At 60.0% G+C, this 17,361-nt stretch carries 12 protein-coding genes and 4 pseudogenes; 7 read left to right on the forward strand and 9 right to left on the reverse strand.

The window, feature by feature from the left end:
* Positions 1-207: 207 nt before the first annotated feature.
* Positions 208-336, reverse strand: a pseudogene (locus tag FEZ63_RS26155) (ABC transporter substrate-binding protein); the annotation flags it as partial.
* A 184-nt stretch (positions 337-520) separates the two neighbouring features.
* The gene (locus FEZ63_RS04535) at positions 521-904 is read right to left on the reverse strand and encodes a hypothetical protein (RefSeq protein WP_150942456.1); all 384 of its coding nucleotides are present in this window, start codon (positions 902-904) and stop codon (positions 521-523) included.
* Between the two features lie 137 nt (positions 905-1,041).
* On the opposite strand from FEZ63_RS04535, the pseudogene FEZ63_RS04540 reads away from it, so the two are divergent.
* Positions 1,042-1,377: pseudogene (locus tag FEZ63_RS04540) on the forward strand (erythromycin esterase family protein); the annotation flags it as partial.
* 83 nt (positions 1,378-1,460) lie between these two features.
* Here FEZ63_RS04540 and FEZ63_RS04545 read toward each other — a convergent pair.
* On the reverse strand, positions 1,461-4,358 hold the full coding sequence (locus FEZ63_RS04545) for a sensor domain-containing protein (RefSeq protein WP_150942457.1): 2,898 nt from the start codon (positions 4,356-4,358) through the stop codon (positions 1,461-1,463).
* Positions 4,359-4,667: 309 nt separating this feature from the next.
* On the opposite strand from FEZ63_RS04545, the pseudogene FEZ63_RS04550 reads away from it, so the two are divergent.
* Positions 4,668-4,925: pseudogene (locus tag FEZ63_RS04550) on the forward strand (LysR substrate-binding domain-containing protein); the annotation flags it as partial.
* A 270-nt stretch (positions 4,926-5,195) separates the two neighbouring features.
* Here the strand turns inward: FEZ63_RS04550 and FEZ63_RS04555 are convergent.
* A complete protein-coding gene (locus FEZ63_RS04555) occupies positions 5,196-6,203 on the reverse strand; it encodes an ABC transporter permease (RefSeq protein ID WP_150942459.1) in 1,008 nt (335 codons plus the stop codon).
* 42 nt (positions 6,204-6,245) lie between these two features.
* Positions 6,246-6,986, reverse strand: a complete 741-nt coding sequence (locus tag FEZ63_RS04560) for an ATP-binding cassette domain-containing protein (RefSeq protein WP_150942460.1) — start codon at positions 6,984-6,986, stop codon at positions 6,246-6,248.
* A gap of 255 nt (positions 6,987-7,241) precedes the next feature.
* Between FEZ63_RS04560 and FEZ63_RS04565 the strand changes: the two genes are divergently transcribed.
* The 5 genes from FEZ63_RS04565 (at position 7,242) to FEZ63_RS04585 (ending at position 12,602) form a co-directional block, all read left to right on the forward strand.
* The gene (locus tag FEZ63_RS04565; RefSeq protein ID WP_150942461.1) at positions 7,242-8,222 is read left to right on the forward strand and encodes an NAD-dependent epimerase/dehydratase family protein; all 981 of its coding nucleotides are present in this window, start codon (positions 7,242-7,244) and stop codon (positions 8,220-8,222) included.
* Between the two features lie 48 nt (positions 8,223-8,270).
* Entirely contained in the window at positions 8,271-9,257 is a 987-nt protein-coding gene (locus FEZ63_RS04570) for a substrate-binding domain-containing protein (protein WP_150942462.1), read from the forward strand.
* Positions 9,258-9,393: 136 nt separating this feature from the next.
* Positions 9,394-10,170: a FadR/GntR family transcriptional regulator gene (locus tag FEZ63_RS04575; RefSeq protein WP_150942463.1), complete on the forward strand. Its 777-nt coding sequence runs from the start codon at positions 9,394-9,396 to the stop codon at positions 10,168-10,170.
* Positions 10,171-10,792: 622 nt separating this feature from the next.
* The gene (locus FEZ63_RS04580; protein ID WP_150942464.1) at positions 10,793-11,689 is read left to right on the forward strand and encodes an NAD-dependent epimerase/dehydratase family protein; all 897 of its coding nucleotides are present in this window, start codon (positions 10,793-10,795) and stop codon (positions 11,687-11,689) included.
* A 130-nt stretch (positions 11,690-11,819) separates the two neighbouring features.
* A complete protein-coding gene (locus FEZ63_RS04585) occupies positions 11,820-12,602 on the forward strand; it encodes a FadR/GntR family transcriptional regulator (protein WP_150942465.1) in 783 nt (260 codons plus the stop codon).
* A gap of 338 nt (positions 12,603-12,940) precedes the next feature.
* Here FEZ63_RS04585 and FEZ63_RS04590 read toward each other — a convergent pair.
* The 4 genes and pseudogenes from FEZ63_RS04590 to FEZ63_RS04605 form a co-directional block, all read right to left on the reverse strand.
* A pseudogene (locus tag FEZ63_RS04590) lies at positions 12,941-14,132 on the reverse strand (IS3 family transposase).
* On the reverse strand, positions 14,039-14,983 hold the full coding sequence (locus FEZ63_RS04595) for a pirin family protein (RefSeq protein WP_150942466.1): 945 nt from the start codon (positions 14,981-14,983) through the stop codon (positions 14,039-14,041). The pseudogene FEZ63_RS04590 and the gene FEZ63_RS04595 overlap by 94 nt, the downstream one beginning before the upstream one ends.
* 108 nt (positions 14,984-15,091) lie before the next feature.
* A complete protein-coding gene (locus FEZ63_RS04600) occupies positions 15,092-16,144 on the reverse strand; it encodes an adenylate/guanylate cyclase domain-containing protein (RefSeq protein ID WP_244622644.1) in 1,053 nt (350 codons plus the stop codon).
* Positions 16,145-16,330: 186 nt separating this feature from the next.
* Complete coding sequence (locus tag FEZ63_RS04605) at positions 16,331-17,353, reverse strand: bestrophin family protein (RefSeq protein WP_150942468.1); 1,023 nt, start codon at positions 17,351-17,353, stop codon at positions 16,331-16,333.
* Positions 17,354-17,361: the final 8 nt, after the last annotated feature.

The raw sequence follows: 17,361 nt of genomic DNA on the forward strand, positions 1-17,361 counted from the left end.
CCCCCCGCCTGTGGCTACTACCCCTACCCACCCTGCTACTGACAGGAACAAACGTCCGACCGAAGCTCAGAGCCGAGACACCTTAGCGGGTTTCGGCTACGCGATGTCGAGTGTCGCGCACAGCCCGGGGTGATCGTGCGGTTGAAGGGATCGGGGGCAGCCGGGCTCGAAAAGGGCTTTTTGATGCGCCGCCTTCCGTTCCCACCCGGCAAGATCGTCCACGATTGTCTGTGTCCTTCACGACGCTTGATCCGGGGAATTCATACAAGGGATCGTTTGCCGCATCTGCTCAAGGCTAGCCTTGAAGAGAGGGTTCTGCTGATAGAACGCACCAAGAGATTGGGAAGTCTTCACCGCATGCTGCCCGCGCGCATGCATCCGAGAGCGCCGCCGGCCTTGCGCAGCCGACACATGGCAACTCGCTGATGCAGACGCCAGCCAATACCATGAACCCGGCATGCAGTAGCGTCGCCGTCCTCACGTCGGGTGGGGGATTGCAGAGTTTCTAAGCGCAGGTAACCTACCAGAAGCCAGGCCCCCACGGCCCAAAGTCGAAGGCGTCTTGGTTCATCATCTCGGTCATCTGTTGCTCATTGGCAAGTTGCTTGGCGAAAACAGCGGCCCGATAGCTAGACCACGCTGTCTGGTCGCCGAAATAGACGCACTGACACCCGGCAGGATCGGCGAAGACGTAAACCACGGTCCCGCCCGACGTCTGACGAACGAACTTGTTCGGCGGGAGCTTCTTCATGGCGGCAATCCGCGCTGGCGAATTGGCGGGCTGAAGCGTGAATCCGGCGGCCGCAAGCTGGTTCTCCTTGCTCTGGACCGCCTGTTGCGGGGTCTGGCACGCGGCGAGGATCAGGCTAATCGCGCCAAGCGTAAATATCGATTGGGATTGCATTGCTTCTCTCCCGGCGGCCGATAATCGCGACAGGAATGACTCCGCCGATGCCAACAGCCTCGCACGAAAGCAAGCAGTCAGCTTGACAAAACGAGACACCGGCTTGACGTGCCGAGACAGAGACGCCCGTCGGGGCCGACGGCGACAGCTTTCTCGATGCGGCGCAGAATGCCCGCCTGATCGCCTCGGCCGAGCGCTATTACCGTGTGATGTACTACGGCGGGGCAGAGTCCCGGAATCTGCGCGACACGCATATGTTCGAGACGCTCGAACGTATTCTGGAAGCGCGCGGCCCGCAATCGAAAGCGGTCGTATGGGCTCACAACTCACACATGGGCGACGCGCGCTACACGGAGATGGGCGTCCTACGCCACGAGCTGAACATCGGCCAGCTCTGCCGCCAGCGCCTCGGCGAGGAAGCCGCGCTCATCGGCTTCGGCACGCACACGGGCACCGTTGCGGCGGCTTCTGATGATCGATGGTTCCCGATTATGAATCCCATCTGATAATATCCACGGCGCAAGCGTTCCCGCACGGTGCTGTCGACTGCCGCCGATCACGCCTCCCGGAGCTTGCCGCGTGGACCGGCTCTCCAGACGCCATGGTCCGGCCAGGACCGAAGGAACCGCGGAACGGCCTCGGCAGCCATCGGCCTCCCGAAGAAGTATCCTTGGCCAAAATCGCACCCTTGTTCCCAGAGGAGGCTTGCTTGAGCGGAGGTTTCGACGCCTTCTGCAACAACCCTGAGGTCAAGATTCTGACCAAGGCTGAGCACCGCTTTGACGATCGCCGCATCGCTGGATCCGCTCTCAAGGTTGCTGACGAACGACCGATCCAGCTTGAGAACGTCGACGGGAAATTTCTTGAGGTGCAACAAGGACGCGTAGCCGGTGCCGAAATCGTCAAGCGCGATCTTTATTCCCTCGGCGCTCAGGGTCCGCAACGCATGCTCGACGTATTTCGCGTCGCGGCCGAGAAACACCGTTTCGGTAACCTCGAGCTCAAGACAGCTTGTTGGTAAATCGGCCAACCGGAGCCGATTGAGCACCCACTCGGCATAGCCGCCCCGAAGAAACTCACTGGCCGAGGCATTGATGGCGATGCTCCCGACATCGAGACCCGCATCGAGCCAGGATGACAAGTCTCGGAGGACAGAGGAAAGCATCCGCTCGCCGATCGCGATGCCGAGGTTCACATCGTCGAAGGCCGGTGCAATTGTGTCGGGAGCCTGAAGTCCCCGGCGAGGGTGATGCCACCGCAACAGCGCCTCGAAGCCGGCAACGCCGCCATCGCCCAATGCGATTTTCGGCTGGTAGAACGGAACAATCCAGTCGAACCTCACGGCCTGTTGGGCCAGCCGCAGGGCCGAGGCGGTTTGCTGCATTTCGTCGCGCATGGAAGGCTTGTACATCCTGAACAGGCCCGGTCCTGTCGCCTTGCCGCTGTACAACGCGAGATCCGCCTGCTTGAGAAGTTCGTCAGGCTCCATGCTGAGGTCAGACGAGATGGCTCCCCCAACGCTCGCTCGATAATCTCGTCCAATATGATTTCCACTCGACGGCTCGCGCACTTGGGTCACGATATTCTCTGCAAGCCGGATGACCTCTGTCTCATCGATATTGGGGATGATAATGGAAAACTCGTCTCCGCCGAGGCGTGCCACGCAATCGGGAGCTGGCGCGATGCTTTGGAGCCGTGCGGCGAACGCCTTCAGGACAGCATCCCCGGCATCGTGACCGAACCTGTCGTTGATCTGTTTAAAGTCGTCGAGATCGACGATCAGCAGACCGACCCTTTGCTGCGCTACAAAGGCGTGATCCAGAGCCTGCTGGAGCCTCGCCTGAAAGAAGCTTCGATTGGGAAGACCCGTCAGAGGATCGTGAAATGCGGCCCAGCGGAGGCTCTCCTCCGCGAGCTTGCTGTCGTGAATGTCCTCGGCCGTGCCGTACCAGCGAACGATGGCATCCGTCTCGTTTCGTCGGGCCGTCGCCCTTCCACGAAACCAGCGAAAACTTCCGTCAGCCAGGCGCAAACGGAACTCGTCGTCGTACGGCTCGCCCGTGGTTATGGATTGAGCCCATCTCCGCGTTGCGGGTTCGAGGTCATCCGGATGCAAACCTTTCGCCCAGCCGCCCTCGGAGAGCACCTCGTCGCGGGAGAAGCCTGTCAGAGAAAGCCAGCGGGAACTGATCTCGACGGTTCGGCCCTTCGGGTCTGCAATCCATGGGATCTGCGGGTTTAACTCAACCAGATAGCGGAAGTTTTCCTGGCTCTCGCGATACTGTTCTTCCGCTCGTTTCCGTTTATCGGTATCCTGCGCTACCGTGATGGTGGAAATCACCTCGCCGGTTTCATCGCGAACGAAGGAGACGTTGACCGCGCACCAAGTGGCAGTGCCGTCCGGTCTGATATAGCGCTTCTCGATCTCGAAGGGTTCGCCGCGCTCCCTGTGTTCCTCGAATACGGCGAGGTTGTTCGGAAAATCCTCCGGGTGCGTGAAGTCCCTCATTGGAAGACCGTCGAGCTCTTCCCATCGACGCCCGACGATGTCGCAGAAGCGCTGGTTTACCATCAGCACCTCGTTGTTCATACCACGATGCAGGATCCCGACCATGGTTTGGCCGAAGACTATCGCAAGTTGACGCTCCCGCTCGCGGAGCGCTTGCGTGGCCAGTTTGCTCTCGTGGATGTCCTCCAGCGTGCCGTACCAGCGGATAATCCCGCCATCTTTGTTGCGCCTGGCGGTCGCGCGAGCCCGAAACCAGCGATAAATCCCCGTCTGCAGGCGCAACCGGTACTCTGCGTCGAACCGCTCGCCACTGGCGACCGAGTTTAGCCAGCTTTGCTGCGTGGGCGGCAGGTCCTCCGGGTGCAGCGCCTTGATCCAGCCGCGACCGAGAGCCTCCTGAACGGGGACGCCCGTGAGCTCCTGCCAGCGAGAGGAGGTCTCGACGACCTTGCCTTGCGGGTCGGCGGTCCAGGGAATCTGCGGATTCAGCTCGACGGAATACCGATAGTGCTCTTCGCTTTCGCACAGGACCACTTCAGCCTGCCGGAGTTCCGTGATGTCGGAAATGACTGCGACGATGAAGGAGTCCTCCCCTGTCGCCGCCGGAAGGCTGACAAGACGCTTATGGGTGCTCAGGGTCCGAATAGTGCCGTCGCCCGTAGTGATGATCTCCTCGACCTGGTGGTCCTGACCGGTTGAGAGGACCTCGTCGTCGATCGCCCAGAAGCTGTCGGCCTGCTCCTTTGGAATGAAGTTGTGATCCACGCGGCCAATCATTGCCTCGCGAGGCTGGCCTACAAGGCTGCACGCAGCGTCGTTCAGAAACACGAAGCGATGGGCATGGTCCTTGACAATGACCGGTTGCGCAATGCCGTTCAGGATGCGCTCGAAGGCCTCGGCCGCGCTCCTGACCTGAACAGGGCCGGGATGAATCTTCAACGTCATCTCATAGATCTTCCGAAGAGAATCTTGTTGAGCGGCATCGCCCTCGATCTCTGTACATCATGATCAGTTGAGCATAGATCGGGTGACTGCGAAACAGGCTAATGTCCAGGATATCACCTACTGGTGTCTTGATGGCCGACAAGATGCTTCGAAGTTACGCTGCGCGCAGCCAGCGAAACTCTTCAGGAATTCCTCGAGAACCATTTGTTTTCAAGCATACTGACGCCGAGATGGGCGCCAGGGTGCAAACGTCTGCTCAATCCTGAGACCGCCCGTTCGGAATAGCCGTCGACATTCGCCGAACGACGCAGCCTTGCCCGCATCGTTCAGGAGACCATCCAGATGCAGACCATCATCAACCTCATCTCGGCCGACATAGGCATGTCGCTGGTTCCCGCCTCCCTGCGCCATCTCGCGCGGACGGGCGTGCGCTACGTCGATCTGCTCGATTCGCCGCCTCGTCTCGAAACAGGGATCACGTGGCGCCGCGATTACATGCCGGCGACATTGGAGCGATTTTTCGCCACCGCCTTCGAAACGTCAGTGATCGCCAATCTTCAACCGTGATAGCCCGAGCGCGTTAGCGTGCATGCGCCCCAAGCCGGATTTACGGGCAAACGTCGCCTGCTCCCACGAACAGACATTGTAGGCACGCCGCGGTTATGTCCGCTTCGCGCCGCGAAGCGGACGTTCGATGTACTTCCGGAATGTGCCATTTCCCGACATTCCTGGCGCTGCTCCGAAGCAGACATTCGAGCAACGGCCGGAGTGAGCCTTTTGCCGACAAGTATGCACGTCTCCACCGCGATCCAATCCAGTGAGCGGTCCCGGTGCCTTCTATTCGCTCTGTTGGAAGTTGCGGATTCTGTCGAACAGCACCGCGAGCACGATGGCGCCGCCGATGAAAGCGCCCTGCCAGAAGGCGTTGATGCCTAGCAGGCCGAGACTGTTGCGGATGACCTCGATCAGGGCGGCGCCAACGATTGCGCCGAATGCGGTGCCGACGCCGCCGGCCAGATCGGCGCCGCCGATGACAGCGGCAGCGATCACCTGCAATTCCATTCCAGCACCAATGTTGGTGGTGACAGCACCGAGCCATCCGGTTTGAATGATGCCGGCGATTCCCGCCGACAAAGCGGAAATCATATAGACGGCGACCTTGATCTTTCGCACCGGCACACCCGTGAGTGTCGCGGCATGCTCATTGTCGCCGATGGCAAAGACGTAGCGGCCAAACCGGGTCCAGCGCAGCACGAAACCGGTCATGAGCGCCAGCACGACCATATAGAGCACCGGGTTGGCGATACCTAAGAACCAGGCTCCGCCGCCCAGCGCCAGGAGCTTGTCGTGATCCGGTCCGAACTGGAAGACGACGGTGTTGTTCGACGCGACCATCGCCAGGCTGCGCGCAATCGACAGCATGCCGAGAGTGACCACGAATGGCGGAAAGTTCAGGTAGGCGATCAGGATTCCGTTAAAGGCTCCGATCAGAAGGGCAGTGCCCATCGAGGCGGCGATGCCGACCTCGATGCTGTGCCCGGCATGCATCACCACAGCAAGCACCATGCTGCATAGGCAAAGCACGGACCCAACTGACAAGTCGATGCCACCGGTGATGATGACCACCGTCATGCCAAGCGCAATGATCGCGACAAAAGTGACGTTGCGGGTGATGTTATATAAATTCTTCGTCGTCGCAAATGAATCGGTCGCAAACGACAGGAAGACGGACGCCAGGATGACAGCGATCAGGACCCAGAACGTCTGGCTTCCCAGGATCGTCGCGAGCCAGCTGTGCTGCTTTCGCTCGATCGCTTCATCAAAGGTATCAGTGGTAATTGCCATCGTTGACCTTCTTTTCTGATCGATACCGACAAGCGGCATCGATCATACCCGTTCGATCGCGCCAGTGATAAGCCCTGTCACTTCCTCGGGCGAACTCGCCGCGATCTGCTTGTCGGCCACCTTTCTGCCCCGCCGCATCACGATGACACGGTCGGCGACAGCAAAAACATCCGGCATGCGGTGGCTGATGAGAACAACGGCAATGCCGCGGTCGCGCAATTGGCGGATCAGGTGCAGCACTTCGGTAACCTGACGGACCGAAATTGACGCTGTCGGTTCGTCCATCAGCACGATCTTGGCTTCCGAGAGCATGGTGCGGGCGATCGCGACCGCCTGCCGCTGCCCGCCTGACATTTGCTTGACGAGATCACGTGGGCGCGTTTCCGACTTCAGCTCCCGAAAGATCTCGCCGGCGCGCCTGTACATTCTCCTGTAGTCGAGCACGCGGAAGGGCCCGAAGCCGTGGCGCAGTTCGCGTCCGAGGAAGACATTCGCCGCCGACGTCAGGTTGTTGCAGAGCGCGAGGTCCTGGTGAACGATTTCGATGCCATGCTGCCGCGCTTCCACCGGGCGGTGAAGGATGAGTTCCAAACCATCCAGGTGCATGGTGCCATGGCTCGGTCGAAAATTGCCGGCGATCATTTTGACCAATGTGGACTTGCCGGCTCCGTTGTCGCCCATGAGGCCGACGACCTGTCCTGCCTCAATCGAAAGCGAAACATCGTTGACCGCCTGAATGGCACCGAAGTGTTTGGAGATGTTGGTGAGTTCGAGAACCGCCACCAGCTTCTAGCCTCCCAAAACCTTCAGGCTCGCTGCCGCTCTGAGCCGCGCTCGTCTCGGGCAGGCGTAGCGATCTCGCTTTCCCGATTTTCCTCACAGGAGGCGCGATGACCTTCATTTACGCAAAACGCCGCGACAGCGTCAATCAATTGTCAGACGAATCGGACCCTCTGACGCGCAAAAATCTGTTTTGTATGACAAATAGCCGTTGACGTGCGAGGCCGGCGGATATTAGCTGACGGCGGGAGATAGAGCATGCTGATCCTTGTCACCGGCGCAACGGGCAAGGTCGGGCGGCACTTCATCGCTGGGCTGCTTGACGATGTGCGATTTTCCAAAGTGAGCGTTCGGGCGCTTTGTCACAATCGTTTGCGCGATGAAACCGACCGCGTCGAGGTGGTCCTGGGCTCGATCGCCGAGCGTCATGTCGCGGCGGCGGCGCTCGCCGGCGTCACACATGTCGTGCACCTCGCGACCTGCAAAGAAACGCCCGACGACGTCATGGACGTAACGGTCAAAGGGCTTTTCTGGCTGCTCGAGGAGTTTCGGCTGAGCCCCACCGCCCGCCAGTTTATCCTTATCGGCGGAGACGCAGGGATCGGTCATTTCTATTATCGCCACGCCGGGCCGATTACCGAAGATGCGCCGCACCGGGCGTATCCGGGAAGCTACGCATTATCGAAAGTTCTGGAAGAGGTGATGCTGGAGCAGTTCGGCATTCAATACGACACCAACGGCTGCTGTCTTCGCGCGCCGTGGATCATGGAGAAGGACGACTTCAAGTATACGCTATCGTTCGGCGACGACGTGTTCGGGGGGCCTGACTGGAAGACCCTGGTCCCGGAAGCCGACGCGAAGCGCTACGCCAAAGAAGGCACCGTGCCACTGTTGCGCGACGCCGATGGGCACCCGCTGAAGCGCAATTTCGTGCACGTCGACGATCTGGTTTCGGCGATATTGGCTGCACTCGACAATCCGCGCGCGAAACGGCAGCTCTTCAACATCTGCATGGATCGGCCTGTCGACTATGGCGAGGTCGCCGCGTACCTCGCCCGTACGCGTGGCCTCGACTCCATCGACATACCGAGCGGGTTTCACTCGAACTGGATGGATAACAGTAAGGCCAAGTACCTGCTGGACTGGCAACCCGGCTACGACCTGGAAATGCTTATTGACTCAGCCTGGCAATACGCGCGTTCACAGACTGAACCTCGCATCGTCTGGTACCCGGGTTGATTTCGTGGGGCGGACACGCCGTGTCCGTTTGTTTCAAGGGAGGAATCAATGAAGAAGACATTGTTGCTCGCCGGCGCTGTTTTGGCACTCACCGCCGGACCGGCGCTGGCCAAGAAGCAGTTGGTCATCGTCGTGAAAGGCCTCGACAACCCGTTCTTCGAGGCGATCAACCAAGGTTGCCAGAAGTGGAACAAGGAGAACGCGGCATCGGAATACGAATGCTTCTACACCGGTCCCGCATCGACGTCCGACGAAGCCGGTGAAGCACAGATCGTCCAGGATATGCTGGGCAAGGCTGACACCGCCGCGATTGCCATCTCGCCGTCGAACGCGAAACTTATTGCTCAGACTCTCAAGACAGCCAAGCCGACGGTTCCGGTGATGACGCTTGACGCTGACCTGGCCGCCGAAGACTCAGCGCTGCGCAAGACCTACCTTGGAACCGATAATTACCTGATGGGCTTTCGCATCGGCGAATACATCAAGAAAGCCAAGCCGAAGGGCGGAACCATTTGTCTGATCGAAGGTAATCCTGGCGCTGATAATATTCTGCGCCGTGCACAGGGCACGCGCGATGCATTGACCGGCCAGAAGGGCCTGACGGCGCTGAAGGGTGAAGGCGGCTGGACCGAAGTCGCCGGCTGCCCGGTCTTCACCAATGATGATGGCGCCAAGGGCGTCCAGGCGATGACCGACATTCTCGCCGCCAATCCAAAACTCGACGCGTTCGCAATCGAGGGTGGCTGGCCGCTGTTCGGCGCACCGCAACCCTACCGCGATCTGTTCAAGCCGCTCGCGAGCCGCATCGCCAGCAACGACTTCGTGGTCTCGGCCGCCGACACCATCGGTGATGAAGTTGCGATCGCGCGCGAAGGCCTGGTGACGGCGCTTGTCGGCCAGCGGCCGTTCGAGATGGGGTACAAGGCACCGTCGGTGATGGTGAATCTTGTCACCGGCAAGCCAGTTGAAGATCCGGTGTTCACCGGCCTCGACGAATGCACGAAGGATACGGTCGACACCTGTATCCAGAAGTAGATTTGCCGATCGGGGCGTCCGGCCTGCGGGCGCTCCGACTGCGAGTGCTTGGGGCGCGGCCCGGATCCAGCCGCCCGCGGCAGCTGCCTGGCGCCCCTAAGAAACACAATTGGCCCAACATGATCATCTTGCTCTAATGCCGGACGGAAAATCGAGAACGCCTTCAGCACCGATCGCCGTAACCGAGCGTCCACCCGCGATGCGCCGCGCGAACGCCGCCAGGATAAGGGGGTCGAGCGTACATGTCTGGCTGGCCAGCGAGATCGGACTCAGGATCGTGCGCGGCGACTATCCGCCAGGAACGATTCTGCCGAACGAGGCGAAGTGGTCGGAAACCTTCGATGTCAGCCGTTCGGCGGTGCGCGAGGCGATCAAGATGTTGATGGCCAAGAGCCTGCTCGCCTCCCGCCCGAAGGTCGGCAGTTGGGTCGAGCCCAAGGAACGCTGGAACCTCCTCGATCGCGACGTGCTGAGCTGGTACGCGGCATTGCCGGATGGCGAATCCTTCCTTAGAACAGTGCAGGAGTTTCGCCACATTATCGAGCCGGAAGCGGCGGCTTTTGCGGCCGAACGCCATACCGAAGCGCAGATGGTCGAGATCAGTCAGGCCTGCCTTGAAATGGGTCAGTCGACGTCATTGCAGGAGCGCACACTTGCCGACACACGGTTTCACCTCGCCATACTGCGCGCTTCGGGCAATGACCTGCTGGTGCCGCTTGGCGTTCTGATCGAATCAGCACTCCATCATCTCCTCATGTTCGTCACTCGCGAAATTCAGGACCAGCCACGTGCGCAGACGCTGCATGAAGCGATCGAGAAGAGCATCCGTCTGCGCCGTCCCAACACGGCGCGCAATGCGGTACGCAAGCTCTTGGCCAATACCGACGAGGTGATCGGTCGCTCGAGGAAGTAAATTCTTCCTTTCGGGGCCGGTGCCCCCGGGGGCCGGTGCTCCGACTCTCTTGTCCCTGTTGCTCCAACGTCCCTCAAAATTCAAGACGTTTGTGGGGAGGTGTTTTGGCACGGCGTCAGAGCGACGCCGTTGATGCGACCGATATGCATTGTCAGCATGGGTACGTATTGATCGGCCGCACCCGGCAACCGCTCCCGCAAATGAGGTCTTGGCAGCGTTCCCGACGGGATTTGTCAGCCCGGCGGAATCGGCCTTCCAGATAAGTCAGATCTTTGAGCGCGGTGGCGATCGAGAACCTATGTGCGCCGCGATCGCCGTCCAGCGTCCCTCGGCCGGAGCGCGGTTTTTCCAACACCAAAAGTCGGCGGATAGCGCTTGTCGACGATCTTTTTTGCAATCCTGTGTCCCGTGAGCCCTAGGCAGATGAATCCGATTGGTTCATTTGCGTCCGCGGTCGTAAGCATTTTCTGTGCCCATCTCATCGCGTGTTGGTTTCAGCGCTGGCGCCACCAACGATCGGCGATTTCTTGCGAACGGCTCTCGCGTCCCCTCTGGAAGGCAATTGCTGTGTCAGCTGGCCGCCTGATAATATCTACCGATCTTGCAGAATGTGGAGGACAAGATGTCGAAGAGGATCATGTTCACCGGCGGGAGCGGCAAAGCTGGACGGCATGTTGTCCAATATCTCGTCGAACGGGGCCACCAGGTGCTCAATATCGACACCAAGCGGCTCGACAATCCTAGCGTTCGGACACTGATCACGGATATCACCGATAGCGGGCAGGTTTTCAACGCGCTGTCCAGCTATACCGGCCTGCACGAATTCGATCCGTCGTTGCGGCCGCAACCAATCGACGCCGTTGTTCATTTTGCAGCAATCCCTCGCATCATGATCACGCCCGATAACGAGATCTTCCGCATCAATGCGCTCGGCACCTACAATGTGATCGAGGCCGCGGTGAAGCTCGGCATCCGCAAGATCGTCATTGCGTCCAGCGAAACGACCTACGGCCTTGTTTTCGCCAACGAGCTGCGAAACCCGCGCTATTTTCCCCTTGACGAAGAATACGATGTCGATCCAATGGACAGCTACGCACTCTCCAAAATCGTCAACGAACAGACTGCGCGTGCCTTTGCTCTGCGCAGCGGTTTTGACATCTACGCCCTTCGGATCGGCAACGTGATCGAGCCCCACGAGTATGATCTGTTTCCGAATTGGTTTGCCGATCCCGGATTCCGGAAGAGGATCGCCTGGAGCTATATCGACGCGCGCGATCTCGGCCAGATCACGCATCTTGCCATCGAGACGGACGGTCTCGGCTTTCAGGTGATCAATGCGGCGAACGACGACACCTCCTCGAACTTGCCGACCAAGGAATTGATCGACCGGTTCTATCCGGGCGTTCCGTTGAAGCACGAGCTCGGCGAATACGAGACCCTCTTGTCCAACCGCAAGGCCAGGGACATGCTCGGTTTCCGTAGCCAGCACAGTTGGAGGAAGTATCTGCCGCAGGTATGATCAATAGGCACCGGTTCCGGGTTGAAGGCACCTGGTCGGCTCGATCTAAACCTCGGCGCGGCCCGATACGTCTTTCTGACGACGAACGCGCCATGCCACCGGGGGCAACTGTGAGAATGATTGAGGAAATATGCCGGAGCGCATACCCAAGAAGCCATCGAAGCCGACAGCCGAAAGGGTTGCGGACAAGCCGCTCGTCAGCCGCCGAGCGAACGCCGCCCGCATCAAAGGGGCGAGCGCGCATACCTCGCTGGCCAGCGAAATTGGCCTTAGAATCGTCCGCGGCGACTATCCAGCGGGAACCATACTGCCGAACGAGGCGAAGTGGTCGGAAACCTTCGATGTCAGCCGATCGGTGGTACGCGAAGCCATCAAGATGTTGATGGCCAAGAGCCTGCTGGCTTCCCGTCCCAAGATCGGTAGTTGGGTGGAGCCCAAGGAGCACTGGAATCTGCTCGATCGAGACGTGCTGAGCTGGTACGTCACATCGCCGAACCGCGAACACTTTCTCAGGACGGTGCAGGAGTTCCGGCATATCATCGAGCCGGAAGCGACTGCATTGGCTGCGGAGCGACGGACCGAGGATCAGATGAGCGAGATAAGCCAGGCGCTCCACGACATGGGTCGCGCTACATCGCTCCAGCAGCGAACACAGGCTGACACCCGGTTTCACGTCGCCATCCTGCGCGCATCGGGAAACGATTTTCTGGTGCCGCTGGGGGTGCTGATCGAATCGGCGCTGAACCAACTCTTTATCCATGTGACGCGGGAGGGGAGCGGCCTCCTGCACGCACAGAAGCTTCATGAGAAAATAGAAAAATGCATTCGATTGCAACAACCGAACGCAGCGCGGAACGCGGTTCGCAAGCTTTTGGCGAACACTGACAAAATCATAGGGCAAGGATCACGCTAGGTGTCGCAGTTCGGCCGCGGCCTAAGTGTCCGCTGTGGGTCAAAATGCGAAGAAGAGTGGATCGACGGAAGGTCCGCCCACGCCATCAAATAAGGCCGGCCTCGTGCCACGAGAGGTCATGCGGCGCGCCTCTAATGTCTGGTTAGCGCCGCTTTTCGGACGTGAAGATCCGCTTTTCCGATTCCTGGAAGAAGACACTCATGGTGACGACGCTCCAGGTCTCGCTCAGCGCCACCAGTGGACGTTACAATGGTGTTCACGAAATCGACTGCGTTTACGGCGGAGCAGTTCGTTCAATCGTCTTGGCCGGTAAGTCCTTCTGACGTTGCCCCCAACTTTTATCCAATTTTGAGTTCGCTCCAGCGGTTGGATTCGCCCTGCCGGGCGGGTTGAGCGGCGGGGATTGGCGCGGAGCTGTGCATGTTGCGCAGCGCCGAGCCCCCGGCGCGGGATGAACGTCGTGGCGAACTCGGTGGGCGTCTTCCATCCAAGTTTCGAGTGTGGGCGCGAGCCGTTGTAGTCTGCCCGCCACCGTTCGAGGGCGGCGCGGGCCTGAGCCAGCGACGTGAACAGCGTCTCGTTCAGGAGCTCGTCTCTCAAGCGGCCATTGAAGCTCTCGATGATGCCATTCTGCATCGGTTTTCCCGGCGCGATGTAGTGCCATTCGACCCGGGTCTGATCAGCCCATGTCAGGATGGCGTTGCTGGTCAATTCGCTGCCGTTGTCACTGACCACCACCATCTTCGGTTTGCCGCGCATGAGCCGGTCCAGTTCCCGCGCCACCCGGGCACCGGAGAGCGAGGTATCGGCCACCAGCGCCAGGCATTCCCGGGTGCAGTCGTCGACAAGAGCAAGGATGCGGAAGCGGCGGCCGTCGGTGAACCGATCCGACACGAAGTCGAGCGACCAGCGCTGGTTGGGCGCCATGGGAGCCATCATCGGCGCGCGGGTTCCGGTCGCCCGTTTTCGGCCGCCCCGCCCGCACGGCGAGCTTCTCCTCCCGGTAGAGCCGAAAGACTTTCTTGTGGTTGACCGCGTATCCCTCGCGCTTGAGCAGCACATGGATGCGACGATAGCGGAAGCGGCGGCGTTCATGCGCAATCGCCTTCATGCGCTCCCGAAGATCACCGTCATCGGGCCGGATTGATGCATATCTGATCGTCATGCGGCAGCAGCCGATGGCTTTACACGCCCGCCGTTCGCTCATCCCGAATGTGCCCTTGAGATGCACGACAGCTTTCCGCTCGTCAGCGGGCGTCACCATTTCTTTCCCAAAAGATCCTTCAGCGCCGCATTGTCCAGCATCGCATAGGCGAGCAGCCGCTTGAGGCGCGTGTTCTCGTCGTCCAGCGTCTTCAGCCGCTTGGCCTCCGAGACCTCCATGCCACCGAATCGGGCCTTCCATTTGTAGATGCTGGCATCACTGACGCCGTGCTCTAGGGATAACGGACCGGCGGAGGCGGCGCCTCGGGCAGCGGGATGAACTCGGCCTCGTCGCCGGGCACGGTGTCGAACCGGGCGGCCTTCCAGTCGGCCTTGGCCTGCTCGATGCGGTCCTGCCGGGACGAGACGAAGTTCCACCAGATGAAGCGCGGCCCATCCATCGGTTCGCCGCCCAGCATCATGAAGCGGGCGTCGCTGCGTGCCCGGATCGTGATGCGGTCGCCCGGCCTGAACACTAGAAGCTCACCGGCAGGGAACACGTCGCCGGAGATCTCGACCTCGCCCGAGACGGTGTAGATCGCCCGTTCGTCGTAGTCCGGATCGAGCGGCACCGAGGACCCTGCCCGCAGCGCTACGTCGGCGTAGAACATCGGGCTGGAGGTCCGCACCGGCGAGGTCGCGCCGAGGATCGAGCCCGCGATGATCCGCACCGTCTTGCCATCGCCATCGAGCATCGGCATCTGGCCCGCGTCATAGTGCACGAAGCCAGGCGTGGTCTCCTCGTCCTGGGCCGACAATGCCACCCAGCTCTGGATGCCGAAGAGCTTCGAGCCTGTCGTACGCAGTTCCGGTGCGGTCCGCTCAGAATGGACAATGCCTCGGCCTGCGGTCATCCAGTTAAGCTCACCCGGGCGGATCGGCAGCTCCGTCCCCAATGAGTCCCGGTGCATGATCTCGCCATCGAACAGGTAAGTGACGGTCGAGAGACCGATGTGGGGATGCGGTCTGACATCCATCCCTGATCCGAGCAGGAATTCGGATGGCCCCATCTGATCGAAGAAGATGAAGGGGCCGACCATCTGTCGCTGTGCCGAGGGAAGAGCGCGGCGTACCTCGAAGCTGCCAAGATCACGGGCACGAGGCACGATCACGGTCTCGATGGCGTCGCAGGCGAACTTGTCACCAGGTTTCGGATCTTCCGCGGGGTTCCAGCTCATGAGATTTGTCCTTCCCAATTCCTTGCTCAGAGGCTTCGGTGTGCCCGGCTTGGGCGGTGTCTCGGTCCTGTTGGGCGGATATGTATATCCTGGCAGCCACGGCCTTGTTTACGCATGATTGCCCGGTTCGACATCCATCGCAAAAACCTCGTGCTCGCCCTCTAAGCCCTTGATCTCGAAGCGGCCCAGGGTTCGGGTGAGCGTCGCCGGCACGGCAGAGGCGAAGGTCCCGGAGCAGACCACTGTCTCGCCGCTGGCTTTGGCGATCCCCTCCAGACGACTGACAATGTTCACCGCCGTCCCAACCACCGTAAAATCCAGACGAGTGAGACTACCTATATTGCCATACATCACCGGGCCAACGTGCAGGGCAGCAACGAAGGGGGGCAGATCCTCGGCCCGGGCTGACGCGACGACCCGCGATATTGCGCGCACAGCCGCTGCGCAGGCAGCCGTGCGTCCGTCCTCGGCCACCTGGAAAATCGACAGGACTCCGTCACCCAGAAACTTGAGAACGTCGCCTCCCTCCGCCCGAACAGCATCGGCGACGGCCTCGAAATAGCGTCCCAATGTGGCCAGCAGCTGTGATGGTGATGATGTCAGCGAGAGAGGTGTGAACCCGCGCATGTCAGTGAGCAGAATGGCCGCTTCAGTTTCGACAATGTCGCCGCGGTGAATCGCACCGGCTAGTACGCGCCCGGCTGGCCCGTCGCCCAGGAAGGTGGCCAGCAGGCTTGCGGTCGAGCGGCGCATGGCGATGGCTTCCAGCGCAGCCGAGAGGGGAACGGAAAGCTCCTTGATCGAAGCGACGTGGTCTTCGGCAAACCCGCTGTCGTGCCGCGTGGCGAACATCGCCGGTTGAATGATGCCGTTCCCGAAGGTCACCGGCACTGCGACATAGTCCGTAAAACCGCCACTCGCCAATTCATGGAGGGCAGTGTGATCGTTGAGCTCAAGCTGGTCGAGCCGCCGCCGGAACCAGGTTCCAGTCTCCATAACATGCTGGGACGGGCTGCCGACATAAGTGGAGGACTCGCGGAGGGCATGGCTGATGGTGAAGATCTCGGTCGCCGTCTCCGGCATCCAGACGATGCCCCAGGCCGTCAGCAGTGGGTTGTCGACGCGCATCCCAATGCGCAGCCGGTGCAACGGAACGCCCATCGCGGTCAACCTTTCCGCGAACCCGGAGGTCACCGCAACTGCGTCGCCAGACAGGCGCGCCGGACCGATCAGCCACGCTGCGAGTTCCTCTCTTTCGACTATCCAGTCGTCCGAGGCTGCGGTTCTGCAGAATGGCACCATGGTGTCGATCCTAGACCAGACGTGGGCGCGGATGCGCTGACTAAACTAGAACAGGATGCTATCCTTTGCTTCGATCGGTTTGAGGTCGGTTTTCCCGTCGATCATGATCCGCATCTCCATCTCAATTCGCCGCATGATCGATGAGATGGGGACATCGTTGGCGTTCCCTTCGAACGGGTTCGACGAGTTCTCGCCGACCTTCTCCATTGAAATAAAAATCCAGCCGACGACCACGCTGAACGGCACGTTCAACCAGGCAGTCCAATCCCCGATCCCGGCCGGCTCGCCCAACTCCCGGGCATCCGGATAGAGACCGAATGGCACGATCAGGACAAAGATCTTCACCACAATAACGGCGATCGAATAGTAGTTGCGCGGATAAGGATAATTCTTGACGCGCTTCAGAGCTCCTTGCAACCGAACAAGATCATCAAGTCCAGCCGTAATCACGGTGAAAATGTACTCGCTGATGAGATTTTGAGTATGAAGATCCCTGATGGACTCATACTGCCAACGAATGATCAGACCCTCTTTGTCGCCTTGATGCGTCATGACTTTCTGCACTTCTGCATCCGACAAATAGGTTTTCAACTCGTCCGCAAGGGCTGAGTGGCTTTCGGGACTTGGAGTGCTGGCAAGGAAGCTCACATTTCCCGGATCAAACGTATTTTCCCAGGATCTGCCCTCGCGCAGGTAGAAGCGCAGCGCAGTCAGCCACGCGAAATGGCGATAAAATATCTCCTTCAGCCCTAGGCCGGGTGTTGCGGCATCTAGCCTGCCTACCATTGACATCAACCTGTTAGCCAGGACCATACTGGTCGCGCTTACCTGCCCCGCCAGCATAAGACCCTCGTTGAAGCGCGCGTAACATTGCTGGTTCTTGAATGCGAGAGTGATCGCGAGCGCCGATCCTACAAGGGCCAGAATGGACGACGGCACCGTTAGAAAATGCCAGTTTGTGACTTGAAGTATAATCGTGACGAGCAAGGACCAAGAGAGTATCCAGCTGGACTCCCATCGTGTCCAGGCGAGAAAGTCGGTGATTTTATACTGTCGACCGATATGCATGGCCTAAC

Source organism: Microvirga brassicacearum (assembly GCF_008757455.1).
Lineage (GTDB): Bacteria > Pseudomonadota > Alphaproteobacteria > Rhizobiales > Beijerinckiaceae > Microvirga > Microvirga brassicacearum.